This is a genomic window from Pseudomonas sp. GW531-T4 (genome assembly GCF_017349615.1).
GTDB classification, from domain to species: domain Bacteria; phylum Pseudomonadota; class Gammaproteobacteria; order Pseudomonadales; family Pseudomonadaceae; genus Aquipseudomonas; species Aquipseudomonas chlororaphis_I.
Genome location: NZ_JACMZT010000017.1, coordinates 1 through 23,685, shown reverse-complemented (window position 1 = coordinate 23,685; position 23,685 = coordinate 1). Strand labels below are relative to the sequence as shown.

24 protein-coding genes are annotated in these 23,685 nt (G+C 61.6%); 3 read left to right on the top strand and 21 right to left on the bottom strand.

Annotated elements, in window-relative coordinates:
* Window positions 1–98: 98 nt before the first annotated feature.
* The 6 genes from J4D28_RS15515 to J4D28_RS15490 form a co-directional block, all read right to left on the bottom strand.
* On the bottom strand, window positions 99–1,097 hold the full coding sequence (locus J4D28_RS15515) for an ADP-ribosylglycohydrolase family protein (protein ID WP_103331016.1): 999 nt from the start codon (window positions 1,095–1,097) through the stop codon (window positions 99–101).
* Complete coding sequence (locus tag J4D28_RS15510; RefSeq protein WP_009047844.1) at window positions 1,094–1,807, bottom strand: GntR family transcriptional regulator; 714 nt, start codon at window positions 1,805–1,807, stop codon at window positions 1,094–1,096. Before J4D28_RS15510 ends, J4D28_RS15515 begins: the two co-directional genes overlap by 4 nt.
* A 70-nt stretch (window positions 1,808–1,877) precedes the next feature.
* Window positions 1,878–2,441, bottom strand: a complete 564-nt coding sequence (locus tag J4D28_RS15505; RefSeq protein ID WP_101282023.1) for a DUF1285 domain-containing protein — start codon at window positions 2,439–2,441, stop codon at window positions 1,878–1,880.
* 21 nt (window positions 2,442–2,462) lie between these two features.
* Complete coding sequence (locus tag J4D28_RS15500) at window positions 2,463–3,065, bottom strand: DUF4823 domain-containing protein (RefSeq protein ID WP_009042857.1); 603 nt, start codon at window positions 3,063–3,065, stop codon at window positions 2,463–2,465.
* Between the two features lie 234 nt (window positions 3,066–3,299).
* Window positions 3,300–4,268 carry a GTP 3',8-cyclase MoaA gene (locus J4D28_RS15495; RefSeq protein WP_009047842.1) on the bottom strand — a complete coding sequence of 323 codons (969 nt, stop codon included), beginning with the start codon at window positions 4,266–4,268 and terminating at the stop codon, window positions 3,300–3,302.
* Window positions 4,269–4,407: 139 nt separating this feature from the next.
* On the bottom strand, window positions 4,408–5,046 hold the full coding sequence (locus J4D28_RS15490; RefSeq protein WP_007928069.1) for a TetR/AcrR family transcriptional regulator: 639 nt from the start codon (window positions 5,044–5,046) through the stop codon (window positions 4,408–4,410).
* A 78-nt stretch (window positions 5,047–5,124) separates the two neighbouring features.
* On the opposite strand from J4D28_RS15490, the gene J4D28_RS15485 reads away from it, so the two are divergent.
* Window positions 5,125–6,258: an aminotransferase class V-fold PLP-dependent enzyme gene (locus tag J4D28_RS15485; protein WP_103331015.1), complete on the top strand. Its 1,134-nt coding sequence runs from the start codon at window positions 5,125–5,127 to the stop codon at window positions 6,256–6,258.
* A gap of 217 nt (window positions 6,259–6,475) precedes the next feature.
* Here the strand turns inward: J4D28_RS15485 and J4D28_RS15480 are convergent, their stop codons facing one another.
* From J4D28_RS15480 to J4D28_RS15425, 12 genes are all read right to left on the bottom strand, one after another.
* The gene (locus J4D28_RS15480) at window positions 6,476–7,261 is read right to left on the bottom strand and encodes a TatD family hydrolase (protein ID WP_103331014.1); all 786 of its coding nucleotides are present in this window, start codon (window positions 7,259–7,261) and stop codon (window positions 6,476–6,478) included.
* An 82-nt stretch (window positions 7,262–7,343) separates the two neighbouring features.
* Window positions 7,344–8,330, bottom strand: coding sequence for a DNA polymerase III subunit delta' (locus tag J4D28_RS15475; RefSeq protein ID WP_016702167.1), 987 nt, complete (start codon window positions 8,328–8,330; stop codon window positions 7,344–7,346).
* Complete coding sequence (gene tmk / locus J4D28_RS15470) at window positions 8,323–8,955, bottom strand: dTMP kinase (RefSeq protein ID WP_009047839.1); 633 nt, start codon at window positions 8,953–8,955, stop codon at window positions 8,323–8,325. The genes J4D28_RS15475 and tmk overlap by 8 nt, the downstream gene beginning before the upstream one ends.
* A gap of 19 nt (window positions 8,956–8,974) precedes the next feature.
* Window positions 8,975–10,207, bottom strand: a complete 1,233-nt coding sequence (gene mltG / locus J4D28_RS15465; RefSeq protein ID WP_009047838.1) for an endolytic transglycosylase MltG — start codon at window positions 10,205–10,207, stop codon at window positions 8,975–8,977.
* 3 nt (window positions 10,208–10,210) lie between these two features.
* Window positions 10,211–11,026 (bottom strand): aminodeoxychorismate lyase, encoded by an 816-nt coding sequence (gene pabC, locus J4D28_RS15460; protein ID WP_009047837.1) that lies wholly within the window; start codon window positions 11,024–11,026, stop codon window positions 10,211–10,213.
* The gene (fabF, locus tag J4D28_RS15455; RefSeq protein ID WP_009047836.1) at window positions 11,026–12,270 is read right to left on the bottom strand and encodes a beta-ketoacyl-ACP synthase II; all 1,245 of its coding nucleotides are present in this window, start codon (window positions 12,268–12,270) and stop codon (window positions 11,026–11,028) included. The genes pabC and fabF overlap by 1 nt, the downstream gene beginning before the upstream one ends.
* Window positions 12,271–12,381: 111 nt before the next feature.
* Window positions 12,382–12,618 (bottom strand): acyl carrier protein, encoded by a 237-nt coding sequence (gene acpP, locus J4D28_RS15450; RefSeq protein WP_003175607.1) that lies wholly within the window; start codon window positions 12,616–12,618, stop codon window positions 12,382–12,384.
* A gap of 197 nt (window positions 12,619–12,815) precedes the next feature.
* The gene (fabG, locus tag J4D28_RS15445) at window positions 12,816–13,556 is read right to left on the bottom strand and encodes a 3-oxoacyl-ACP reductase FabG (RefSeq protein WP_009047835.1); all 741 of its coding nucleotides are present in this window, start codon (window positions 13,554–13,556) and stop codon (window positions 12,816–12,818) included.
* Window positions 13,557–13,572: 16 nt separating this feature from the next.
* Window positions 13,573–14,511, bottom strand: coding sequence for an ACP S-malonyltransferase (gene fabD, locus J4D28_RS15440; RefSeq protein ID WP_009047834.1), 939 nt, complete (start codon window positions 14,509–14,511; stop codon window positions 13,573–13,575).
* A gap of 126 nt (window positions 14,512–14,637) precedes the next feature.
* Window positions 14,638–15,648, bottom strand: coding sequence for a phosphate acyltransferase PlsX (gene plsX, locus J4D28_RS15435; protein ID WP_080577934.1), 1,011 nt, complete (start codon window positions 15,646–15,648; stop codon window positions 14,638–14,640).
* A gap of 3 nt (window positions 15,649–15,651) precedes the next feature.
* A complete protein-coding gene (rpmF, locus tag J4D28_RS15430; RefSeq protein ID WP_003179396.1) occupies window positions 15,652–15,834 on the bottom strand; it encodes a 50S ribosomal protein L32 in 183 nt (60 codons plus the stop codon).
* A gap of 13 nt (window positions 15,835–15,847) precedes the next feature.
* The gene (locus J4D28_RS15425) at window positions 15,848–16,375 is read right to left on the bottom strand and encodes a YceD family protein (protein WP_009047832.1); all 528 of its coding nucleotides are present in this window, start codon (window positions 16,373–16,375) and stop codon (window positions 15,848–15,850) included.
* A gap of 105 nt (window positions 16,376–16,480) precedes the next feature.
* Here J4D28_RS15425 and J4D28_RS15420 point away from each other — a divergent pair, with 105 nt between their 5' ends.
* Window positions 16,481–17,059 (top strand): nucleoside triphosphate pyrophosphatase, encoded by a 579-nt coding sequence (locus J4D28_RS15420; protein ID WP_041990047.1) that lies wholly within the window; start codon window positions 16,481–16,483, stop codon window positions 17,057–17,059.
* A gap of 56 nt (window positions 17,060–17,115) precedes the next feature.
* Here the strand turns inward: J4D28_RS15420 and sppA are convergent, their stop codons facing one another.
* The 3 genes from sppA to rluC are packed head-to-tail and all read right to left on the bottom strand — an operon-like array spanning window position 17,116 to window position 19,734.
* Window positions 17,116–18,105, bottom strand: a complete 990-nt coding sequence (gene sppA / locus J4D28_RS15415; protein ID WP_009047830.1) for a signal peptide peptidase SppA — start codon at window positions 18,103–18,105, stop codon at window positions 17,116–17,118.
* A gap of 20 nt (window positions 18,106–18,125) precedes the next feature.
* Window positions 18,126–18,788 carry an HAD-IA family hydrolase gene (locus J4D28_RS15410; RefSeq protein WP_009047829.1) on the bottom strand — a complete coding sequence of 221 codons (663 nt, stop codon included), beginning with the start codon at window positions 18,786–18,788 and terminating at the stop codon, window positions 18,126–18,128.
* Complete coding sequence (gene rluC / locus J4D28_RS15405) at window positions 18,778–19,734, bottom strand: 23S rRNA pseudouridine(955/2504/2580) synthase RluC (protein ID WP_007928042.1); 957 nt, start codon at window positions 19,732–19,734, stop codon at window positions 18,778–18,780. Before rluC ends, J4D28_RS15410 begins: the two co-directional genes overlap by 11 nt.
* Window positions 19,735–20,450: 716 nt before the next feature.
* Between rluC and rne the strand changes: the two genes are divergently transcribed.
* Entirely contained in the window at window positions 20,451–23,648 is a 3,198-nt protein-coding gene (rne, locus tag J4D28_RS15400) for a ribonuclease E (protein WP_009047828.1), read from the top strand.
* Window positions 23,649–23,685: the final 37 nt, after the last annotated feature.

The following is a 23,685-nucleotide window of genomic DNA, read 5'->3' as shown; positions in this document are numbered from 1 at the left end:
GGCATTCCTCGCCGTATTCCTGCTATCCATGGCAAATAGGCCTCAGCGACGGCTCGCGCACAGGGGGTGGGAGCCTTGATCATGCAGCCTCGCGCCCCTTAACGCAGGGCCAGCAGCCCCTGCACCAGCGGTTCGAGATCCAGGTCATTGACCTGCTTGATCTGCTCGATCAAGGCGGCCGGCCAGCACTCCATCCCCTGGCAGGCACCGAGCATCGCGCCGAGGATGGCGGCAATGGTATCGGTGTCGCCCCCCAGGCTGGCGGCCATGCACAGCGCTTCGAACGCCTGCAGTTCGCCGATGGCCACCTGATGCGCCAGGGCAAAGGAGACCACCACCGATTCCTGGGAAGCGACGGAAGTACCGATCAGGTCGTACAGCAGATCGGCCAGCAGCGCCTTGTCGCTTTCGACACTGAGGCTGCGCGCCCAACTGATGCGCGTGGCGATACGCCCGCCGGCCACCCAGTGGCCATGCCGCTCCGCCTCCTGGGCGATCTGCACGCCGACCTGCAAGGCATCGCCCAGCGGCACGCCATTGATCCCGGCGGATACCACCGCCGCCACCGCCGCCGCGCTGGAGATACCCAGGGTGGTGTTATGGGTGACCTGACAAGCCTCCACCACCGCGCGGACAAAGACCTGGGCATCGTCGACATTCGCCGCGATACCCACCGGGGTGATGCGCATCGCCGCGCCGTTGGTGGTGCCGTAGCGCCCGGATTCTTCCGCGGTATGCCCGGCGAGGATCATTTCGATGGCGCGTTTGGTCGAAGGGCCCAGGAGGTCCTGGGAACCCTTGGCCTGCATCGCCGCTTCCCACTCGATCAGGCTGTGGGCCAACGCTGCCGGTTCGATCCGGCCCTTGCCCGCCACCAGCAGATCGCCGACCAGGATCGCCTGCTCGGTGTCGTCGGTGATCGAGCCCTTGGGCATGTTGGCGGCAATCGGTTGATCGGGACCGGCGTCTTCCAGGCTGTGGATGGCACCGAAACGCTGCTTGATCTGCTGCCGGCTCAAGGATTGGGTCGGCATGCCCAGGGCATCACCCAGGGCCAACCCGTAAAAGGCGCCCAGAGCGCGATCCAGCGGGATCATTTCTGCGCTCCGAATTCCAGGTGCATGCGAAAGTGCAGCGGGTCGAGAAAACTTTCCACCTGTTCCATGAAACGCCCGCGGCGGTCATAGGTGGTCCGCAGGGCCTTGAGAAACACACTGCCGGCCGGACGCCCCAACAGTCGGGCCTCTTCTTCACCCAGTGGCTCGGCGCCGATCCATTGATCGCCGCGCTCGCCGATATAGCCGTAGGCGGCCAGGGTAATGGTCAGGGAATCATCGATCAGCCCTACTCGCGGCAGGCTTTCCAGGCCTCCGGTGGCGGGCATCAGGGAACGTTCAAGGGAAACCACGGTGCCGTCGGTAGAGCGCCGGCGCCGGTCCAGGGCGATGAATTGGTCGGTACCGAAACGGCTGAACAGGTCAGGACGTTGCACCGCCTCCAGGCGCAGCAGCTCGGTGTTGATCAGCGCCCCGCTGTCCGCCAGGGCCTGGGCCCAGCCGTTTTGCTGGTCCAGCACCACTCCGTCAAAGGTGACGATGGAGCCGACCCCGCTCTGGGTGGCGATGTAGTTGCGGCGTTTGAGTTCGGCCAGGGCCTCACGCAGGGTGCCACGACTCACCGAGAATTCCTGGGCCAACTGATGCTCGCCCGGCAGCAGGAAACCGTCCTCCATGAGGCCGCTTTCGATGCGTCGGATCAGTTCATCGACCACGCGTTTTTTCTTGTCAAATCGAACATGTCTAATCATGTACAAATTGATACCCGAAACGGGATCTTCGTCGCAAGATATTTATTCGGGAAACAAGGTATTTCGGAGCTCAGGGCTCCAGGCCGATCGGGAAGAACACCCCGCCGCTCCAGACGCCCAGCCAGTTCTGACCGTCGATCGGACGGCTCACCGCCAGTTCCACCAGTTGGTAGAACACGTTGCGGTGCACCAGTGCTTCCAGGTTGCTGCGCACGTGAACGTAAGGCGCCGGCTCCTGGGTCTGCGGGTCGATCACCACCCGCAGCGGATGCTCGCTGCCGGCGCTGACCTGCTCGTCGACATTGGTGGTAAAGCGCAGGAGTTGCTCCTCGCCCCCACCTTCGACCTCCAGGGTGACAGCGACAAAAGGCGCGTCATCGACCTTGATGCCGACCTTTTCCACCGGGGTGATCAGGAAATAGTCGTCGCCGTCGCGGCGAATGATGGTGGAGAACAGCTTGACCATGGGTTTGCGGCCAATGGGGGTACCCAGGTAGTGCCAGGTGCCGTCGCGGGCGATACGCATGTCGATATCGCCGCAGAAGTCGGGATTCCACAGGTGGACCGGCGGCAAGCCTTTCTCCGCCTTGGGAATCTGCGCCAACAGATCGTTGGCTTTGCCCGGACCACTCATGCTGCTCTCCTCGTGCTTGGCTTAATCGCTCAAGCCTAACAGGCTGCGGGCGTATTGTTCGAGCGGCGGGCCAAGCAGGTCTTCCGGCTTGTTGTCGTGGAACGTCAGTAAACCGCCACGACTGCGAATCCGCGCGGTGTCGATCAGATACTGGGTACTGGTCTCGATCAGCATGATCTGAATCACGCCGTTGTCGATCCCCAGGCGATCCACGGCTTCCTGGTCGAACCACTCATCGGAGTTGCCGATACGGTCGTCGGCCTTGGCGAAACGGGTGTACAGCAGGTAATGCGCGCCCACTTCACGGGCTTCGGCCATGGCCTGGTCCAGGCCTTCCGGCGCCCGGGCGCGGCGGACCATGGGGAAGTATTCGATAAAACCCTTGAAGGCTTCCTCGGCCACCACGTTGGGGCGCGGGTAGGCGCTGCCCGGCGGAGCAAAGGCGCCCTGGGCGATGAAAATGAATGAGTCCGGCTGAACGCGGAACGAGTTGGAGCGCTGGGTATTACTGTGATCGAGGAAACCCGCATCACTCATGTGATAGCGAACACCCTCGCCCATATCGCTGACATTCATGCAGCCACCGAGCCCCAAAAAAGCCAGCAGCAAAACCAGGCTACGCATCCTTCCCTCCAGAAGCCGGTGACGGAAAACCGGCGAATGGCCACGAGATGCAGCTTCCGCGCCAGCTCGGTCGCCTGTAGCCGCGGCCGCAGCTGCGAATGGCTGCGCCGCAGCCACAAACCCGGTGAAGGCTATTGGCTGGAGAGAAATGGGTCGTCTGGATTGGCGAGGGCTACGCCCTCGATCGCAGCCTGCGGCAGCGGCTACAGAGGACGGGGATCAGAGAGATGGGGTTTAGCCGCCGATGATTTTCATCACCGTCGCACCACCGGAGAATGCCACATCCTGCTTGTCGCCCAGGGCCTTGACCAGCAGGCGCTGCAAGGCCGGCAAGGCTTGATGGCGCGGCTTGTCCAGCAGGTCGCCGACGTAATGCCGGTTGCTCGACGACAGGCAACCGTGCAACCAGCCGGTGGACGACAACCGCAGGCGCGAGCAGGTCCGGCAGAACGGCACGCTTTCGTTGGCGATCACGCCGAAATGGCCCAGCCCCGGAATTTCATAACGCACGGCCGTGGCATCCACCGGCGCATCGGCCTGCAGGTATTCGTAGCGTTCGCCGATCAGGCTCAGCAACTGCTGCAGGCTGACGAATTGCTGCAGGAAGGCGTTGGAGTCGCTGGCCAGGTGGCCCATGCGCATCAGCTCGATAAAGCGCAGCTCATAACCACGCTCCAGGCAGTAGTCGAGCAACGGCATTACCTGATCCAGGTTCTGCCCGCGCAGCGGCACCATGTTGACCTTGATTTTCATGCCCGCCGCGCGAGCCTGGTCCATGCCGTCGAGCACCGTCGCCAGATCGCCGCCACGGGCGATGCTGCGGAAAGCCGAGGCGTCCAGGGTGTCGAGGGAAACGTTGATGCGCCGGATACCGGCATCCACCAGCAGCGGCAGCTTGCGTGCGAGCAACTGGCCGTTGGTGGTCAGGCTGATGTCTTCCAGGCCCATTTGCCCCACCGCGCCCATGAAGGCTTCGAGTTTCGGGCTGACCAGGGGCTCGCCGCCGGTGATGCGCAGGCGTTCGATGCCTGCCGCCTCGATCAGGTAGGCCACGCCGCGCGCCATGGCTTCGGCCGACAACTCGTCCTGGGCAGCCACCAGCCGCTTGCCGTTGGGCACGCAGTAGGTACAGGCGTAGTTGCAGGCAGAAGTCAGGCTGATACGCAGATTGCGAAAACGCCTGCCTTGACGGTCAACGATCATGGATGACTCCGGCGAAGGAAGAGTGAACCGGCCAAAACCTGACTCAAAAATCAGGTTTTGGCAAGTCCCATGCCTGAGTATATTCCTGGGACACTGCGCCATATAGAGAAATCATGGCGCCATAAGGCGACTGAATGAATCAGCTGCCGGAGCTATCGGGGTCGCGCTTGCGCTTGTTGCCCATGCGCACGCCGATGTCCATCAGGAACTGGAAGAAGCCTTCCTGGTCTTCCAGCACGTTGCTCCAGAACGGCGAGTGGTACAGCGCTACCGCGCCGTGTACCAGCGCCCAGGCAGCGCAGTAGTGGAAGTAAGGCGGCACGTCTTCGAGCTTGCCTTCGCTGATGCGGCCCTTGATCAACAAGGTCAGGCGTTCGAAGTTGGAAGCACGGATCTTGTGCAACTCCTCGACCATTTCCGGCACCTGGTTGCCCTTGACCACCTTCTCTTCCAGGCGATCGAACAGCCGGTAACGCTGTGGGTCGCGCATGCGGAATTCGAAGTAGGCCCGGGACAGGGCTTCCTTATCCTTGTCGACATCGGCAGAGTGCAGCAGCTCGTTCAGGTCGCGCTCATAATCGAGCATCAGGCGCAGATAGATCTCCGCCTTGGACTTGAAGTGCTTGTAGATGGTCCCTTTGCCGATACCAACGGCATCAGCGATCATCTCGACGGTGACGCTGTCTTCACCTTGATCGAGGAACAGCTTGAGCGCGGTATCGAGAATTTCTTGCTCGCGGCGACGAAACTCACGGACCTTACGAGGTTCTTTCTGCATAAGAAAAGGTCTGTCGGGGTCAAAATCGAAGCCGCGTATTATGCCTAAATTGCGCCAAAATGCACGGATCATCCGACCATGACTATGTTTCTTGATGAATTTGTACAGGCCCCGGGCCTGCGTTATTTGAACCATGCAGCTGTCGCCCCCTGGCCGAATCGGGCCGCCGAAGCCGTGGCGCGCTTCGCCAAAGAGAACGTTTTGCTGGGTGCGCGGGATTATCCGGACTGGATGGCCCTTGAGCAACGCCTGCGCGAACGCCTGATGCGCCTGCTAAATGCACCGTCAACGGATGACATCGCGCTGGTCAAAAATACTTCGGAAGCACTGTCATTCGTCGCCTTTGGCCTGTCCTGGGAAAAAGGCGACCAGATCGTCATCAGCGACGAAGAATTCCCCTCCAACCGTATCGTCTGGGAAGCCCTGGCCAGCCAGGGCGTGGAAGTGCTTCAGGTGAGCCTCAAGGGCGACGACCCGGAAGGCGCGCTGCTGGCCGCCTGCGGGCCGCGCACCCGGCTGATGGCGATCAGCGCGGTGCAATTCGCCAGCGGCCTGCGCCTGGACCTGCAGCGCCTGGGCGCCGGTTGCAAACAACAGAACGTGCTGTTCTGCATTGACGCCATCCAGCAACTGGGCGCGCAACCCTTCGATGTCCAGGCCTATCAATGCGACTTCGCCATGGCCGACGGCCACAAATGGATGCTCGGGCCTGAAGGCCTCGGCGTGTTCTATTGCCGCAGCGAGCTGCGCGCGCAGCTCAAGCTCCATGAGTTCGGCTGGCACATGCTGGAACACATGGGCGATTACAGCCGCAGTGAATGGGAGCCGGCCAAGAGTGCCCGGCGCTTCGAATGCGGCAGCCCGAACATGCTCGGCGCCATGGCCCTGGAAGCCAGCCTGTCGTTATTGGAAGAAGTGGGCATGGAGCACGTGGCGACCTTGATCGCCGAACGGGTCCAGTGGCTTCAGGACGGCTTGAATGCTATCCCCGGCGTACGCCTGCACACCCCGCTCAACCCTGCCCGTCGCGGCGGAATTTTCTCGTTCAGTATCGATGGCATCGATAATCAGGCGGTTTATGAGGCGCTGCAACAGCAACAGGTGGTGTGCATCCCCCGCGGCCCCGGAGTTAGATTTTCACCGCATTTCTATACCGAAAAACGCGTGATCGACGAAACTCTCGCCATTGTGGCTGACATCGCCCGGCAATGAGAACTCAAGCGAAGCGCTCGTATTCCAAATTTGTTTAAAAAACGAGCAAGGCCAACTGGACTGAATTCAATAGTGATCAATACTTGAACTGTCGGCGTGACATCTCCCCCAAGTGAAGCGCCGATGAAGGTACCAAGGGATGGCGTGCCTTTGTTTTACTCCTAATGGTCTTAACCCGGATTCACCCCCCAGAACCCGGGTTTTTTTTGCCTGCGATTCAGCCCTTGACGTGCGCCAGCGGGAACAGACGCTTGAAGTTCTCGGTGGTCTGCTCGGCAAAACGCTCGTAGGGCTCCCCACGCAACATGGCCAGGAACTCGGCGACTTCACGCACATACTGCGGCAGGTTGGGCTTGCCGCGATAAGGAATCGGCGCCAGGTACGGCGAATCGGTTTCCACCAGCAAACGGTCGGCCGGCACCTGGCGTGCCACGTCCCGCAGCGCATCGGCATTGCGGAAGGTGACGATTCCAGACAGGGAAATGTAGAAACCCAGGTCCAGAGCGGCCTTGGCCATGTCCCAGTCTTCGGTGAAGCAGTGCAGGACCCCGGCTTGCGGCAACGCCGCTTCGCGCAGCAGGGTCAGGGTATCGGCGCGCGCGCCACGGGTATGGACGATCACCGGCTTGCCGGTCTGCTGGGCGGCTTGCAGGTGCAGGCGGAAAGACTCCTGCTGCAACTGCGCGGCTTCCGGTTCGTAGTGGTAATCCAGGCCGGTCTCGCCGATGGCCACCACCCGCGGATGGTTCAGCTCCTGCAGCAGCCAGTCGAGGGCTGGTGCGGCGCCGGGCTGGACATCCAGGGGATGGACACCCACCGAGCAGTCGACATCGTCATAACGCTCGGCCAGGGCTTTGACGTCAGCCGCATTGTCGGCGCTGACGCCAATACACAGGAAATGCCCGACTCCGCGCTGACGAGCCGCGGCCAGGGCGGCGTCAAGGGAGCCGTCGTGCGCGGTAAGGTCGAGGCGATCGAGGTGACAATGGGAATCTACAAGCATAAGAAGCGACAACCACATTCGGTCAATGAACAGGCCGGCCCGAGCAGCAGCCGGCGATTCGGTTTGTTTCCAGGCGCCGCCGTCAGTTGCGGCCAGGCAGGGCGGCCCACTGCACCAGCAAGGCTTCGAGCAACAGCACCCGATTGAGGTTGGCCTTGTTCAACACCTTCTGGCGTTGCGCAAGGATCCAGTCCTGGATCTCCAGAACCTTGGCCTGGGAGGATTTCTGCGCAAGGTACTGCACCACTTTGCGCATATCGGCCAATCCCAGCCCCTCCTCGTCCTGCGTCAGCTGATAACGCAGGATCAGGCTCGACCAGTCGCAAAACCAGTCGAACAGCAACAGCAAGGGTATCGCATTCCAGCCTTCGGCCAGCTGGGTCGGCGATTGCTGCTGCTTGAGCAACTTCTTCACCCCGTCGACCACCTGCGCCCGCTGCTCGCGCGCGCCCTGGGCTTGCAGGCTGACAGCTGCCAGGGGCGAACCGGCCGCCAGGGTCAACAGCTCGACCCGCTCCTCTTCCGAGCAGTCCGGCAGGGCCTTGCTCAGCCATTGCAGGCTCATGGCCTCACTGGGCAGAGGACAGGCCTGCTGCACGCAGCGACTCTTGATGGTCGGCAACAAGCGGCTCGGCTGGTGGCTGACCAGCAGCAACACCGTATCGCCGGACGGCTCTTCGAGGCTTTTCAGCAGCGCGTTGGAAGCGTTGATGTTCATCGACTCCACCGGCTCGATCAGCACCACCTTGCGCCCGCCCAGCTGCGCGGTCTGCACCACGAAGCTGACCAGCTCGCGCACCTGATCGACCTTGATCGCCTTGTCCGCTTCTTCCGGCTCCAGCACGTAGTTGTCCGGGTGGCTGCCGGCCTGCAGCAGCAGGCACGATTTGCACTGCCCGCAGGCATCCAGCCCCGCCGGATGCTGGCACAGCAGGCGCGCCATCAGGCGCTCGGCCAGCGCACGCTTGCCGATGCCCGCCGGACCATGGAGCAGATAGGCATGGGCATGCTGCGCACGGCCCGCCAGTTGCTGCCAGAGCTCGTCCTGCCAGGGAAAGGCCTCAGCCACGGTGCAACTCCAGCAATTTCGGCAACAGGGCGTCCAGCGCCTGCTGGACCTGGGACAGTGGTTGCGCCGCATCCACCAACAGGTAACGCGCCGGGTCGGCCGCCGCACGCTTCAGGTAGGCCTGGCGTACCGCGTCGAAGAACACCCGACCTTCCTGCTCGAAACGATCCAGGCGACCACGGGCGCTGGCGCGGGCCAGACCCACTTCGACCGGCAGGTCGAACACCAGGGTCAAATCAGGCCGCAGCTCACCCTGAACGAACTGCTCCAGGGTCGCGATGCGCTCGACGGACAAACCACGACCACCGCCCTGGTAGGCGTAGGTGGAATCGGTAAAACGGTCACACAACACCACCGCGCCACGCGCCAGTGCCGGGCGAATCACCTCGGCCAGATGCTGGGCACGCGCGGCGAACACCAGCAACAGCTCGGTATCGGGATTCATGACCTCGTCGCCGGGGGTCAGCAGCACCTCTCGGATCCGCTCGGCCAAAGGCGTGCCGCCCGGCTCGCGGGTCAGCAAGACCTCGATGCCAGCAGCGCGCAGGCGCTCGGCCAGGTATTCGCGGTTGGTGCTTTTACCCGCGCCTTCCGGGCCTTCCAGAGTAATAAACAAGCCAGTCACAGGCAGTCCTTAATCAAAGTCATTGCGGGCTTTTCGGCTCGGGCTCGACGGGAGTTTCGACCGGTGCTTGCGGCGATGCTTCCGGGCTCACCTGGGGAGCCTCCTGAGAGGGCTCTTGAGGAGGCTCTTGAGGCGCCACCTGCGGAACCGCCTCGGGCGCCGTATCGGGCGACGGCGCCGGAGTCGACTCCGGAGTCTCGGAAGCGGCCGGGCTGCCCGTCGGTGCCGGGCTGGAACGATAATCGGCGCGACGCTTGAGCTGGAACTCGCGCACGGCATTGTTGTGCGCATCCAGATCATCGGAGAACACGTGACTGCCATCGCCACGCGCCACGAAATACAGACTGCTGCCCGGCACCGGGTTGAGCGCGGCATGGATCGCCTCGCGGCCAACCATGGCGATCGGGGTCGGCGGCAAGCCACTGATCACGTAGGTATTGTAAGGGGTCGCTTCCTTCAGCAGAGCGCGGGTCAACTTACCGTTGTAACGCTCGCCCAGACCATAGATCACCGTCGGATCGGTTTGCAGCAACATGCCAACCTGCATGCGGCGCACGAATACCCCGGCAATCTGTCCACGCTCCTGGGGCACGCCGGTTTCCTTCTCCACCAGCGAGGCCATGATCAGCGCCTGATAAGGCTCGGTGTAAGGCACATCGGCCGAGCGCTTGTTCCATTCCTTGGCCAGCACCTCGTCCAGGCGGTTGTAGGCCTTTTCCAACAGCTCGGCATCGGTCATCCCGCGCACGAAACGGTAGGTATCGGGAAAGAACCGGCCCTCGGGGAAAACGCCGCCGTGGCCGAGCTTTTCCATGACTTCGCTGTCACTCAACCCATTCAGGGTCTGCTCGAGCTTGTCATGCCTGGCCAGCGCGGCACGCACCTGGCGGAAGGTCCAGCCCTCCACCAGGGTCAGGCTGTACTGCACCACTTCACCGCGCTGCCAGACCCCTATCAGGCCTTGCGCGGTCATCCCAGGAGTCATGCGGTATTCGCCGCTGTGCAGCGGCTGCCCTTCCATATTGAAGCGCCAGTACAGGCGCAGCCAGAACGCGTCCTTGAGAACGCCATTGGCTTCCATACGGTTGAAGGTACCGCCTGGCGTCGAGCCGGCTGGTACGTCGAGCAATTGCTCTTGGGTCAGGTTGAGAGGCTGCTCCAGCGCCGAATTCAACTTCCAGGCCGAGGCGCCCAGCGCCAGACCTGCCAGAACCAGTCCGGTCTCCAGCAGAAGCAATAGTTTACGTCTCACAAATCAGGCATCCAGTAGCGTGCGGGCAATGCGTTGCAGTTTACGGGTGAGCGGTCCGGCCGACCAGCGCAGCGCGCCACAGGCAAGCACCGGCCAAATGCCATAAACGCTGTTGCAGACAAAGACTTCGTCGGCCTGTTGCAACTGTTCGAGACTGATGTCGGCGATTTCCGTGGGGATCCCCAACGACGCGGCCTGAAACAATATTTCAGCGCGCATCACTCCGGCGACCCCGCAACGGCTCAAATCGGCCGTGAACAAGGCACCGTCGCGCACCAGGAACAGATTGCTGAACACCCCCTCGATCACCCGTCCGGAAACATCGAGCATCAAGCCTTCGGCATGCTCGCTGTCCTGCCACTCGGAACGGGCGAGAACCTGCTCCAGTCGGTTGAGGTGCTTGAGGCCGGCGAGCAGGGGCTGCTCGGACAAACGGGTGGTGCAAGGGAACAGTCGAATCCCCAGCTCGGCATGCGCTGCCGGGTAAGCCGCTGGCGCATTGCCTTGGAGGATTCGCCGCGGCTGCGCTCGCGGGTCGGCGGCATAACCCCGCAGGCTATCGCCACGGGTGAGGATCAGCTTGAGCACGCCCTCCCCCAGCAGCGAGGCGTAGGCCGTGAGTTCGCTGCGGATCAAGGCTTGATCGGCAGCGATGGCCAGGCGCGAACAGCCCTCGGCCAGGCGCAGCAGGTGTCGCTCCAGCAACAAGGGCTGGCCCGCCTTCACCGCGATGGTCTCGAACAGACCATCGCCATAAGCCAGGCCGCGGTCCTTGAGCGACAGAACGTCAGCCGGCTGACCGTCGACCCAGCTGTCCATCAGCCGGCGAACCGGCGGAACACCAGGGAGCCGTTGGTACCACCAAACCCGAAGGAGTTGGACAACACCACGTCGATGTCCATGTTGCGTGCGGTGTGCGGCACGAAATCCAGGTCGCAACCTTCGTCCGGCTCATCGAGGTTGATGGTCGGCGGCGCTGCCTGGCTGTTGATCGCCAGCACGCTGAAGATGGCCTCGATCGCGCCCGCCGCACCCAGCAGGTGGCCGGTCATGGACTTGGTGGAGCTGATGGCCAGTTTGTAGGCGTGATCGCCGAACACGCTCTTGATCGCCTCGGCTTCCGCCAGGTCACCGGCAGGGGTCGAGGTACCGTGGGCGTTGATGTACTGCACCTGCTCGACGTTCAGCTTGGCGTCACGCAGCGCATTGGCGATGCAGCGCGCCGCACCGGCGCCATCGGCGGGTGGCGAAGTCATGTGGTAGGCGTCGCCGCTCATGCCAAAACCGATCAGTTCGGCATAGATGGTCGCGCCGCGGGCCTTGGCGTGCTCCAGCTCTTCGAGCACCAGCGCGCCGGCACCGTCGGACAGCACGAAGCCATCACGGCCTTTGTCCCAAGGACGGCTGGCACGGGTCGGCTCGTCGTTACGGGTCGACAGCGCGCGGGATGCGCCAAAGCCGCCCATGCCCAGGCCGCAGGCGGCCATTTCAGCGCCACCGGCGATCATCACGTCGGCTTCGCCAAAGGCAATGTTGCGGGCCGCCATGCCAATGCAGTGGGTTCCCGTGGTACAGGCCGTGGAAATGGCGTAGTTCGGCCCCTGGGCACCCAGATGGATGGACAGGAATCCGGAAATCATATTGATGATCGAGCCAGGCACGAAGAACGGAGAAATTCGACGCGGGCCGGATTCATGCAGCGTGCGGCTGGTTTCTTCGATATTGGTCAAACCGCCAATACCCGAACCCATGGCAACGCCGATTCGCTCACGGTTGGCATCGGTCACTTCCAGGCCGGCATTACGCACTGCCTGAAAACCGGCCGCCAAGCCGTATTGAATGAACAGGTCGAGCTTGCGGGCCTCTTTGACCGACAGGTACTCCTCGACATTGAAGCCCTTTACCGAGCCGCCAAAACGGGTGGAATAGGCAGAAAGGTCGGTGTGTTCGATCAGACCAATGCCACTGCGGCCAGCCAGAATGCCCTGCCAGCTGCTCGGAACATCCGTACCCAGTGGCGACAACATACCCATACCGGTGACTACGACGCGTCTACGCGACACAGCACTCTCCTTTTTTCTAATGACGACACTTTGCATCAGGCCTAAAGAAAAAACCGCACGCCGTGACGGCAGTGCGGTTTTTCCATGACAGCAAAAGACGACTAAATACGATTAAGCCTGGTGGCTGGTAACGTAGTCGATAGCTGCTTGAACGGTAGTGATCTTTTCAGCTTCTTCGTCAGGGATTTCGGTCTCGAATTCCTCTTCCAGAGCCATCACCAGCTCAACGGTGTCAAGGGAGTCGGCACCCAGGTCTTCAACGAAGGAAGCGGTGTTAACAACTTCTTCTTCCTTAACGCCCAGTTGCTCAGCAACGATTTTCTTGACGCGCTCTTCGATGGTGCTCATACCTTGTTTTCACTCCTAATGGACAAATTCAGGCAGCTGGCCAGTGGGTAAGTGTATAGAAAGGCTTTTCAGCTTTTCAACTGAAAGCTTCACTCCTCAAACCCTTTGGCCACCTGCCCTATAAATTGATTGCAGCTTTATAACGGATTTTAGACAGCTCGTATGACATTTTTTTGAAGCAATCCGTCACATTTAACTCACATGTACATCCCGCCGTTCACCGGGATTGTAGCCCCGGTCACGTATGCCGCACCGTCGGATGCAAGAAAAGCGACCACTTGCGCGATCTCTTGAGCCTGCCCCAGACGACCCAGCGGAATTTGGGTTTGCAGCGCTTCACGCTGCGCTTCAGGCAAATCGCGGGTCATGTCGGTATCGATGAAACCCGGGGTCACCGAGTTCACGGTAATCGACCGCGAGCCAACCTCACGCGCCAGAGCACGGCTGAAACCTTCCAGACCGGCCTTGGCGGTGGCGTAGTTTACTTGGCCAGCGTTGCCCATGGCACCCACCACCGAACCAATACTGATGATTCGACCCCAGCGAGCCTTGGTCATGCCGCGCAGAACGCCCTTGGACAGGCGATACAGACTGTTCAGGTTGGTATCGATCACGTCGTACCACTCGTCGTCTTTCATGCGCATCATCAGGTTGTCACGGGTAATACCGGCGTTGTTCACCAGGATCGCCGGCGCGCCGAACTGCTCCTGGATGCTGGCCAGTACGGCAGCAACGGACTCGTCGCTGGTGACGTTGAGCTCAAGGCCGGTGCCTTGAATGCCGTTTTCCTTCAAGGTGGCAGCAATGCCCTCGGCACCCGAAGCGGAAGTTGCGGTACCCACAACAATCGCGCCCAGGCGACCCAGTTCAAGGGCGATGGCCTGGCCAATACCGCGGCTGGCGCCGGTAACCAATGCAACTTTACCTTGCAGACTCATGCAGGCTTCTCCTAATTCAGACCAACGCTGCGCGAGCGGCAGCGAAGGCATCTGGGGTGTTCAGGTTAGAGGTCGATACGCCTTCGGCGCAGCGCTTGTTGAGACCCGCCAGGACCTTGCCCGGACCGCACTCGACCAATTGGGTAGCGCCCTTGGCCGCCAGAGTCTGCACCGACTCCACCCAACGCACCGGCTTGTACAGCTGTTCCAGCAGGTCACGCTTGAGGGTTTCGAGATCCGGCGCCACATCGGCGCTGACGTTCTGTACCAATGGAATCTGTGGTGCCTGCCAGTTGATGGCGGCAATCGACTCAGCAAAGCGCTCGGCGGCCGGACGCATCAGCTCGCAGTGCGATGGCACGCTGACCGGCAATGGCATGGCGCGCTTGGCGCCACGCGCCTTGCAACCCTCGATGGCGCGCTCGACAGCGGCCTTGGCACCGGCGATCACCACCTGGCCCGGGGAGTTGAAGTTGACCGCGCTGACCACTTCACCTTGCGCGGCTTCGGCACAAGCGGCCAGCACATCGGCATCTTCCAGGCCGAGAATCGCCGCCATGCCACCCTGCCCCGCAGGAACGGCTTCCTGCATCAATTGACCGCGACGCTCTACCAGCTTCACGGCCTCGCCCAGAGTCAGACTGCCAGCGGCAACCAGTGCGCTGTATTCACCCAGGCTGTGGCCGGCGACGAATGCCGGGCGCGCACCGCCTTCCGCCAGCCACAGACGCCACAGGGCGATGGAGGCTGTCAGGATGGCCGGTTGGGTTTTATCGGTTTGATTGAGCAGCTCTTCGGGACCCTCTTGGGTCAAGGCCCAGAGATCGTAGCCCAGAGCATCGGAAGCTTCTTTGAAGGTTTCGAGGATCAATGGGTACTGCGCGCCCAACTCGGCCAACATGCCGAGGGACTGCGAGCCCTGTCCTGGAAAGACGAATGCGAGGGATGCAGACATGTAACAAGCCCCTAATGATCTTGTCGTCGGAGAATTGACGCCGCACCGTGGTGGACGCAAGAAACTGAGAGTTGGATGGCCAATTGAACTGAGCGGTCACATTTAAGCATTTCCGAGTGCAAACGCCTAAAGCAACAGATCTTCGAGCCGGCCGTGCAGGCGCTCCGGGAGGTTTTCCTGGATCTCGATCAATGCCCGTTGAATCGCACTCTGGAAGCCTTGAACCCCTGCCGAACCGTGGCTTTTCACGACTATTCCCTGCAAGCCGAGAAAGCTCGCACCATTATGCCGCGCCGGCGCCAGATCGGCCTGCAGGCGCCGCATCAGCGGCAACGCCAGGGCGCCGACCACACGGGAAACCGCGTTTTGCTTGAACAGCGATTCGATACGCGCAGCAATCATGGTCGCCAACCCCTCGCTGGACTTGAGCAGGATATTGCCGACAAAACCGTCGCATACCACCACATCCGCCTCGCCGCGATACAAGCCGTCACCCTCGACGAAACCGATGTAATTCAGCCCCCTGGCATTCTGCAACAGGCTCGCCGCCAGCTTGACCTGCTGATTGCCCTTGATGTCTTCGGTACCGATGTTGAGCAATGCCACTCGCGGACGAACGACCCCCAGCGTCTCGGCCGCCACCGACCCCATGACAGCGAACTGGAACAGGTGCTCGGCACTGCAATCGACATTGGCACCCAGATCCAGCAGCTGACAATAACCGCGCTGGGTCGGAATAGCCGCCACCATCGCCGGACGATCGATGCCCGGAAGGGTTTTCAGCACATAGCGCGACAACGCCATCAGCGCTCCGGTATTGCCGGCACTGACACAGGCCTGGACCTTGCCATCGCGCAGCAGCTCGAGCGCCACCCGCATGGAGGAATCCGGCTTGCCACGCAGAGCCTGGGAAGGCTTTTCATCCATGCCAATGACTTCTGCGGCGGGCACAACCGTCAGGCGCGCGCGATCCACAGCCGAATGACCGGAAATCAGTTCTTCTAGAAGGAAAGGTTGACCGACGAGGGCCAGGTGCAACGAGGGGGTGGCAGACAGGCAAGCAAGGCTGGCCTGAACAATGCTGCGGGGACCGAAGTCCCCGCCCATTGCGTCAATCGCGATGACTTGAGCGGACAAGGATTACTCGTCAGCGCCCTTGTCGATCACTTTACGACCACGGTATACGCCTTCTGGCGATACGTGGTGACGCAGGTGAACTTCACCAGTGGTCTTTTCTACGGACAGGGTGCTAGCCTCGAGAGCGTCGTGCGAACGACGCATGTCACGGGCAGAGCGGGATTTTTTGTTCTGCTGAACAGCCATAATTGATTAACTCCTAAACGTTTGGGTCACGCTTTAACTGCGCCAATACACTGAACGGGTTGGACCGCGTTACCTCGTCCTCGCTCGGTTCGGGCTCATCGAGACCCGCCGGCTGCTGGCATTCTTCCGGATGATGAGCAGGCACGATGGGCAAGGCGAGCAAAAGCTCCTCCTCGATCAAAGCCTGCAGATCCAAAGGATCTTCGCCCAGTTCCAGCACGTCATAACCTTTCGGCAACGACTGGGTATTCGCACCCTCCTTCACCACAGCATAACTGCACTCGCTATGGATCGGCAGGGTGACCAGCTCAAGACAACGCTGGCAAACCATTTTGACTTCGACGTCGATGGAGCTGTGGATAACTACAGCTTTACGTTCGTCACGCTCGAAAACGAATTTAGCCTGCACCGTACCGACATTGTCGGAAAGCGGGTCGCAGAGTCTCTCCAAATCAGCCAGCAGCAGTTCACCTTGGAGGGTGGTGCCACGGTCAGCCAATTTGCGCGGGTCAACGTGAGGTGGAATCGGGTCATTCAACATAGGCGCAGCATTATAGGGATGCCCCCGGCCATGTCAAAGGAAATTCAGCCCTGTCCGTCACTTGCAAGCCCCGCTAGAATTCGCGGCCAGCCTCAGGAGATGCGCATGCTGCCTTTATTACTTGCCTCAAGCTCGGCCTACCGCCGCGAATTGCTCACCCGCCTGCGCCTGCCATTCACCTGCTGCTCACCGGATATCGATGAAAGCCACCGTCCCGCGGAATCCGCCACCGAGCTGGTCAAGCGTCTCGCCGAAGAGAAAGCCCGAGCGCTGGCCGCCACTCACCCAGGACACCTGATCATTGGCTCGGACCAGGTCGCGGTGCTCGGCGAGCGCATTATCGGCAAGCCCCACACTTTCGAAAAGGCGCGCGAACAGTTGCTCGCTGCCAGCGGCGCCAGCGTGACCTTTCTTACCGGCCTGGCCCTGCTCAACAGCAAGAGCGGCCACTGCCAGGTCGACTGCGTACCCTTCACCGTGCACATGCGCGACTTGAACCCCGCCCGCATCGAGCGCTACCTTCACGCCGAACAGCCTTACGACTGCGCCGGCAGCTTCAAGGCCGAAGGCCTGGGCATCAGCTTGTTCCGCAGCACCGAGGGCAGCGACGCCAGCAGCCTGATCGGCCTGCCACTGATCCGCCTGGTAGACATGCTGCTCGCCGAAGGCGTGGAAATCCCCTGACCGACCACCCATAAAAAAGCCGACCACAAGGCCGGCTTTTTTTGAAAGCAGCGCATTCAGCGCAGCGTTGGCCCCTGAAACCCCATCCACATGGCCAGATGCTCGGCAACACTGGCACCCAGCTTTCTCGAGAAGCGATCGAAAGGCGACTCCTGAACGGTGAAGTCCACCAACTCCTTCTCGCCGACCACATCCCGGGCAACCGAGCTGGCACTGCCCAGACCATCGATCAAGCCCAACTGCAGCGCCTGCTCGCCGGACCAGACCAGACCGGAGAACAGCTCCGGATGCTCCTTGTCCTTGAGACGCTCGCCACGCCCCTGCTTGACGCTGGCGATGAACTGGCGATGAGTGGTATCCAGCACGCCCTGCCAGAACTGGGTTTCCTCGGGCTTCTGCGGCTGGAACGGGTCCAGGAACGACTTGTGCTCACCCGAGGTGTAGGTACGACGCTCCACCCCCAGCTTCTCCATGGTGCCGACGAAACCATAACCGGCTGCCGTGACACCGATGGAACCGACCAGGCTCGCCTTGTCGGCATAGATCTGATCGGCAGCACTGGCAATGTAGTAGGCGCCGGAAGCCCCCAGATCGGAAATCACCGCATAGACCTTGATATCCGGATGCAGGCCGCGCAGACGACGGATTTCGTCATAGACATAACCCGACTGCACCGGACTGCCGCCAGGGCTGTTGATACGCAGCACAATGCCCTTGACCTTCGAATCCTCGAAAGCGGCACGCAAGCCGGTCACGATGTTGTCGGCGCTCGCCGATTCCTTGTCCGCGATCACACCCGTCACCTCGATCAATGCCGTGTAACCGGCCCCGCGGGTGGCGGTTTTTTCCATATCCATCAACGGCGTAAACAGCGCCAGGGCCACAAGCAGATAAACAAAGGTCAGGAGCTTGAAGAAAATCCCCCAGCGCCGTGAGCGCCGCTGCTCCTGCACACCAGCCAGCAGGGTCTTTTCCAGCAGCTTCCAGCTCTTGTCGTCAGCACTGTCGGCAGCCGATTTGCTCGGCGCTTTCCATTCGTCGCTCATGCTTCTTTACCCCAAAAGGCTCAATTGCCCCGCTGGCTGAGCCAGGCATGCAATTGAGGAAAACTATCGATAGACAGGCGCGGCTCATAAGCCTGCAAGGCTGCCAGCGATTGCGCGCCATAACTGACCGCAACCGATGCCATGCCCGCGTTACGCGCCATCAGCAGGTCGAAGGAGGAATCCCCAACCATCAACGCTTGCTCGGGGCGCACCTCGCAATGCGCCAGGATCTGCTCGAGCATCAGCGGATGAGGCTTGCTCGCGGTTTCGTCGGCAGCGCGAGTGATGTCGAAATAATCTTCCCAGCCATGGGCCTTCAACACCCGATCCAGGCCGCGACGCGCTTTACCGGTCGCTACCGCCAGATGATATCCCTCGCGCCGGAAAGCTTCGAGAGACTGCACTACCCCGGCAAACAACGGAGAAGGCTCGGCCTCCAGAGCAATGTAGTGATCGGCATAGTGCTGGCGGAAATCCACCAGCTCGGCATCGCTGATGTGTGGATACAGCGTGCGGATCGCCTCCGGCAACCCCAGGCCGATGATGCCCTTGACCGCAAAATCGTCGCACCGGGCAAACCCCGAGCGATCGGAAGCCACATGCATCGCCTCGACTATCCGACCAATGGAGTCGGCGAGGGTGCCGTCCCAGTCAAAGATCAGCAGCTTGTAATCAGGGTGCACTCAGGCGCTCCACGGTCTTGGCCCACATTTCATCCACCGGTGCCTGCAATTTCAGCTCGCCGCCATCGGGCAGCGGCACGGTCAGCATGTAGGCATGCAGAAACAGGCGCTTACCGCCCAGGTCACGAATTTCCTTGGTGAAATCGTCGTCGCCGTACTTGCTGTCGCCAGCAATGCAATGCCCGGCATGCAGGGTATGCACACGGATCTGGTGAGTACGGCCGGTTACCGGTTTGGCTTCGACCATGGTGGCGAAGTCACCGAAGCGGCGCAGCACCTTGAACACGGTCAAGGCCTCCTTGCCCTCCTCGTTCACTTCGACCATACGCTCGCCGGAACGCAGGTTGCTCTTGAGCAATGGCGCACGGACCTGCTTGATCGAGGTCGCCCAGTTCCCACGCACCAGCGCCATGTAGCGCTTGTCGACACCATCGCCGCGCAAGGCTTCATGCAGATGGCGCAGCATGCTGCGCTTCTTGGCGATCATCAGCAGACCGGAAGTATCGCGGTCGAGGCGGTGAACCAGTTCCAGTTCCTTGGCGTCCGGGCGCAACTGACGAAAGGCTTCGATCACCCCGAAATTCAGACCGCTGCCGCCATGCACGGCGATGCCGGCGGGCTTGTTGATCACGATCAGGGCCTTGTCTTCATAGACAATCGAAGCCTCCAGGCGCTGCAACAGCCCCTGCGCCACCGGCACAGGTTCGTCGCGCTCAGGCACGCGCACCGGCGGCACGCGCACGATATCGCCGGCCTGCAGCTTGTATTCGGGCTTGATCCGGCCCTTGTTCACTCGCACTTCGCCTTTGCGCAAAATGCGGTAAATCAAGGTCTTGGGCACGCCTTTGAGCCGAGCGAGGAGGAAATTGTCGATTCGTTGGCCGGCATATTCCGGCGAGACCTCAAGCAGTTGAACGCCTGGGGTCGAGGGGGCAGTAGTCGTCATGGCGCAAATGATAACAATTTTTTATGGAATTGAAGCACTTAATGATTACTGCTATAGTCGCGAACGCCGCCAAAAGCGGCCTGGACAGCGGACCAACGGCCAACAGCCGGCCCTGACCAACGCAATTCACCAGGATGCGAGGCCGTCCTACGGGGCTTTCGCTACGAACGGTGGAGTTTTGCAGTTGTAACAAGCGCAGGTGACATGAGGCCTGAAGCACGCCGAAAAGCAGAGTTCCCACTCGCCTTTCGAGCAAATATTCACGGCCAGTTCACAAAGTGCAGTCAGCTACGAACGAACCCGAGCGAGCGCTTCGGAAACACCGCCTAAATTAGCCATGATGCGTGAGCTCCCCTTTCGGAGCTCACGGTAAATGCCAACCCGCTGCGGATTCTGCGCGCGGCAGCACCCGAATTATCAGGGATACGTGTAGGGTGGAGATGCACAACCGTCGGACTGTGTAGCATTAGGCTTTATCAAGACGCTTCATCTCGTCCACAGTCGCCGGTTGATTCCTCCTCCTGATTGAGCTTTTGCTTAAGAGGTGCCTTTTGTCACCCCAGCAAGCAGGACGCGTGAGTCGCGAGTTCGCCCCAACTGGCCGGATTTCGCTAGACACTGGAGCGGCCAACCGCTCCTGACGCACCTGACACCGACCGTGAGAAGTCGTGTGTGCCGAACGCCGTTTCCGGCAGCCCGGAAACCGACGGTACTACATGAAAAGAATGCTGATTAACGCAACTCAACCCGAAGAGTTGCGTGTTGCACTGGTAGATGGCCAACGCCTCTACGACCTGGACATCGAATCCGGTGCACGCGAGCAGAAGAAGGCCAACATCTATAAAGGCCGTATCACTCGCATCGAACCAAGCCTCGAGGCTGCCTTTGTCGATTTCGGCTCTGAGCGCCACGGCTTCCTGCCCCTCAAAGAAATCTCCCGCGAATACTTCAAGAAAGCCCCCGAAGGCCGCGTCAATATCAAGGACGTCCTGAGCGAAGGCCAGGAAGTCATCGTTCAGGTCGAAAAAGAAGAACGTGGCAACAAGGGCGCAGCCCTGACCACCTTCATCAGCCTGGCCGGTCGTTACCTGGTGCTGATGCCGAACAACCCGCGTGCCGGCGGCATCTCCCGTCGCATCGAAGGCGAAGAGCGCAATGAACTGCGCGAAGCCCTGAACGGCCTGGTAGCCCCTGCCGACATGGGTCTGATCGTGCGCACTGCCGGCCTGGGCCGCAGCAGCGAAGAAATGCAGTGGGACCTCGACTACCTGCTGCAACTCTGGACCGCCATCAAAGAAGCCTCGCTGGACCGCGCAGCGCCTTTCCTGATCTACCAGGAAAGCAACGTGATCATCCGCGCCATCCGCGACTACCTGCGCCAGGACATCGGCGAAGTGCTGATCGACAGCGTTGAAGCCCAGGACGAAGCCCTGACCTTCATCCGCCAGGTGATGCCGCAGTACGCCAGCAAGATCAAGCTGTACGAAGACAGCGTCCCGCTGTTCAACCGTTTCCAGATCGAAAGCCAGATCGAAACCGCCTTCCAGCGCGTCGTCGAACTGCCTTCCGGTGGCTCCATCGTCATCGATCCGACCGAAGCCCTGGTGTCCATCGACATCAACTCGGCCCGTGCCACCAAAGGCAGCGACATCGAGGAAACCGCCCTGCAGACCAACCTGGAAGCAGCGGAAGAAATCGCTCGCCAACTGCGCCTGCGTGACATCGGCGGCCTGATCGTCATCGACTTCATCGACATGACCCCGGCCAAGAACCAGCGCGCCGTGGAAGAGAAAGTCCGCGAATGCCTGGAAGCCGACCGCGCCCGCGTCCAGGTCGGTCGCATCTCGCGCTTCGGCCTGCTGGAAATGTCCCGTCAGCGCCTGCGCCCATCCCTCGGCGAAAGCAGCGGCATCGTCTGCCCACGCTGCAACGGCACCGGCATCATCCGCGACGTCGAATCGCTGTCGCTGGCGATCCTGCGCCTGATCGAAGAAGAAGCCCTGAAAGACCGCACCGCCGAAGTTCGCGCCCAAGTGCCGATTCCGGTCGCGGCCTTCCTGCTCAACGAAAAACGCAATTCGATCACCAAGATCGAACTGCGCACCCGTGCTCGTATCGTCATTCTGCCGAACGACCATCTCGAAACGCCGCACTTCGAAGTCCAGCGTCTGCGCGATGACAGCCCGGAAGCCAGCATCAACCAGTCCAGCTACGAAATCGCCGCTGCCGCTGCCGAAGCCGAAGAAGTCCAGCCAGCCGCCGCGACCCGCACCCTGGTTCGCCAGGAAGCCGCCGTCAAGACTGCTCCAGCCCGCGCCAACGCACCGGTTCCAACCGAAGTTGCCGCAGCTCCTGTTGCCGCCCCGGCCGCCGTTGCCGAGCCAAGCCTGTTCAAGGGCCTGGTGAAGTCCCTGGTCAGCCTGTTCGCCACCAAGGAAGAGCCAGCCGCTCCGGTCGTGGTTGAAAAACCGGCCACCGAGCGTCCTGCGCGCAATGAAGAACGCCGCAACGGTCGCCAGCAGAGCCGCAACCGTAACGGTCGCCGCGACGAAGAACGCAAGCCACGCGAAGAACGCGCCCCTCGTGAAGAGCGCGCACCGCGCGAAGCCCGCGAAGAGCGTCAGCCACGTGAAGTCCGCGAGGCTCGCGAGGAAGTCCAGGCCACCGCTCGCGAAGAGCGTGCGCCACGTCCGCCACGGGAAGAGCGTCAACCACGCCCACCACGCGAAGACCGCAAGCCACGTGGCGAGCGTGAAGAGCGTGTGCGCGAACTGCGCGAACCGCTGGACGCTGCTCCTGCCGCTACCGCTACCGCTGAAGAGCGTCCGGCTCGCCAGCCACGCGAAGAGCGTCAACCGCGTCCACCGCGTGAAGAGCGTCAACCACGCGCCGAACAGGCCGCTGCCGTCGCTGAAGAAGAGCTGCTGCCGAACGAAGAGCAACTGCAGGAAGACGGCCAGGAGAACGCCGAAGGCGATCGTCCACGCCGCCGCTCCCGTGGCCAGCGTCGTCGCAGCAACCGTCGTGAGCGCCAGCGTGACGCCAACGGCAATGTGATCGAAGGTTCGGAAGAGAACAGCGAAGAGCCAAGCAGCGCCGATCTGGCCGCAGGCCTGGCGGTAACCGCCGCCGTTGCCAGCACCGTGATCAGCGCCCCGGCCGAAGCCCAGGCTCACGAGCAGGCCGAACGTGCCACCGCTGCCGTCCAGGAAGCCGCACCGACCGTCGAAGCACCGGTCGTCGAGGCCACCACTGCGGTAGAGATTCCAGCAGCACCGGCTGTTGAAGTCGCCCAGGCCCGTGAAGAACAGCGTGAAGAACAGACCGCGCAACCTGCTGTTGTTGCAGAACAACCCGCAGTGGTTGCCGAGCCAGTGATCGAAGCGCCAGTCGCAGAAGCACCAGCGGCAGAGCCAGCCCAGGAAGCGCCTCGTACCTTCGAGCGTGCCGCCGAGGCGATCGTTGCCGAAGCGCCTGCGCCAGTCGCAGAAGTCGTGGCTGCTGAGCCTGTAGTTGCCGAGCCTGTGGTTGCCGCACCGGCAGCACCGGTTGAAGCACCTGCCGCCGAAGTGGCTGCGCCGGTTGTCGAGACCGCTCCGGTCAGCGCCCTGACCAGCACCGGTCGCGCACCAAACGACCCACGTGAAGTGCGTCGTCGCAAGCGCGAAGCCGAGCGTCTGCAGAAGGAAGCCGAACTGGCTGCCGCTGCCGCCGCTGAAGCTCCGGTAGAAGCCGTAGTGGCTGCCGAGCCTGCGCCGGTGGTTGCCGAGGTGGTCGAGGCTGCTCCTGCTGCCGAACCGGCCATCGAGCAACCTGCCCCTGCTGCCGACGAAGCCCCGCGCTCCGTCGAAGAAGTGGTAGAGCACAAGCCAAAGGCCCTGGAAGAAGAGCACGAGCCTAAACCTCTCGTCTGATTCCTAGCCCGATAAAAAGCCCCGCCTGGTCACCCAG

What these genes read in the sequence shown, in the direction of transcription:
- fabG (WP_009047835.1), bottom strand. Translation starts at nt 13,556, where the DNA reads ATGAGTCTGCAAGGTAAAGTTGCATTGGTTACCGGCGCCAGCCGCGGT.
- J4D28_RS15425 (WP_009047832.1), bottom strand. Translation starts at nt 16,375, where the DNA reads ATGTTGAATGACCCGATTCCACCTCACGTTGACCCGCGCAAATTGGCT.
- acpP (WP_003175607.1), bottom strand. Translation starts at nt 12,618, where the DNA reads ATGAGCACCATCGAAGAGCGCGTCAAGAAAATCGTTGCTGAGCAACTG.
- fabD (WP_009047834.1), bottom strand. Translation starts at nt 14,511, where the DNA reads ATGTCTGCATCCCTCGCATTCGTCTTTCCAGGACAGGGCTCGCAGTCC.
- rpmF (WP_003179396.1), bottom strand. Translation starts at nt 15,834, where the DNA reads ATGGCTGTTCAGCAGAACAAAAAATCCCGCTCTGCCCGTGACATGCGT.
- rluC (WP_007928042.1), bottom strand. Translation starts at nt 19,734, where the DNA reads ATGACGACTACTGCCCCCTCGACCCCAGGCGTTCAACTGCTTGAGGTC.
- J4D28_RS15500 (WP_009042857.1), bottom strand. Translation starts at nt 3,065, where the DNA reads ATGCGTAGCCTGGTTTTGCTGCTGGCTTTTTTGGGGCTCGGTGGCTGC.
- J4D28_RS15490 (WP_007928069.1), bottom strand. Translation starts at nt 5,046, where the DNA reads ATGCAGAAAGAACCTCGTAAGGTCCGTGAGTTTCGTCGCCGCGAGCAA.
- J4D28_RS15485 (WP_103331015.1), top strand. Translation starts at nt 5,125, where the DNA reads ATGACTATGTTTCTTGATGAATTTGTACAGGCCCCGGGCCTGCGTTAT.
- J4D28_RS15495 (WP_009047842.1), bottom strand. Translation starts at nt 4,268, where the DNA reads ATGATCGTTGACCGTCAAGGCAGGCGTTTTCGCAATCTGCGTATCAGC.
- pabC (WP_009047837.1), bottom strand. Translation starts at nt 11,026, where the DNA reads ATGGACAGCTGGGTCGACGGTCAGCCGGCTGACGTTCTGTCGCTCAAG.
- J4D28_RS15510 (WP_009047844.1), bottom strand. Translation starts at nt 1,807, where the DNA reads ATGATTAGACATGTTCGATTTGACAAGAAAAAACGCGTGGTCGATGAA.
- rne (WP_009047828.1), top strand. Translation starts at nt 20,451, where the DNA reads ATGAAAAGAATGCTGATTAACGCAACTCAACCCGAAGAGTTGCGTGTT.
- J4D28_RS15420 (WP_041990047.1), top strand. Translation starts at nt 16,481, where the DNA reads ATGCTGCCTTTATTACTTGCCTCAAGCTCGGCCTACCGCCGCGAATTG.
- J4D28_RS15515 (WP_103331016.1), bottom strand. Translation starts at nt 1,097, where the DNA reads ATGATCCCGCTGGATCGCGCTCTGGGCGCCTTTTACGGGTTGGCCCTG.
- J4D28_RS15480 (WP_103331014.1), bottom strand. Translation starts at nt 7,261, where the DNA reads ATGCTTGTAGATTCCCATTGTCACCTCGATCGCCTCGACCTTACCGCG.
- sppA (WP_009047830.1), bottom strand. Translation starts at nt 18,105, where the DNA reads ATGAGCGACGAATGGAAAGCGCCGAGCAAATCGGCTGCCGACAGTGCT.
- J4D28_RS15505 (WP_101282023.1), bottom strand. Translation starts at nt 2,441, where the DNA reads ATGAGTGGTCCGGGCAAAGCCAACGATCTGTTGGCGCAGATTCCCAAG.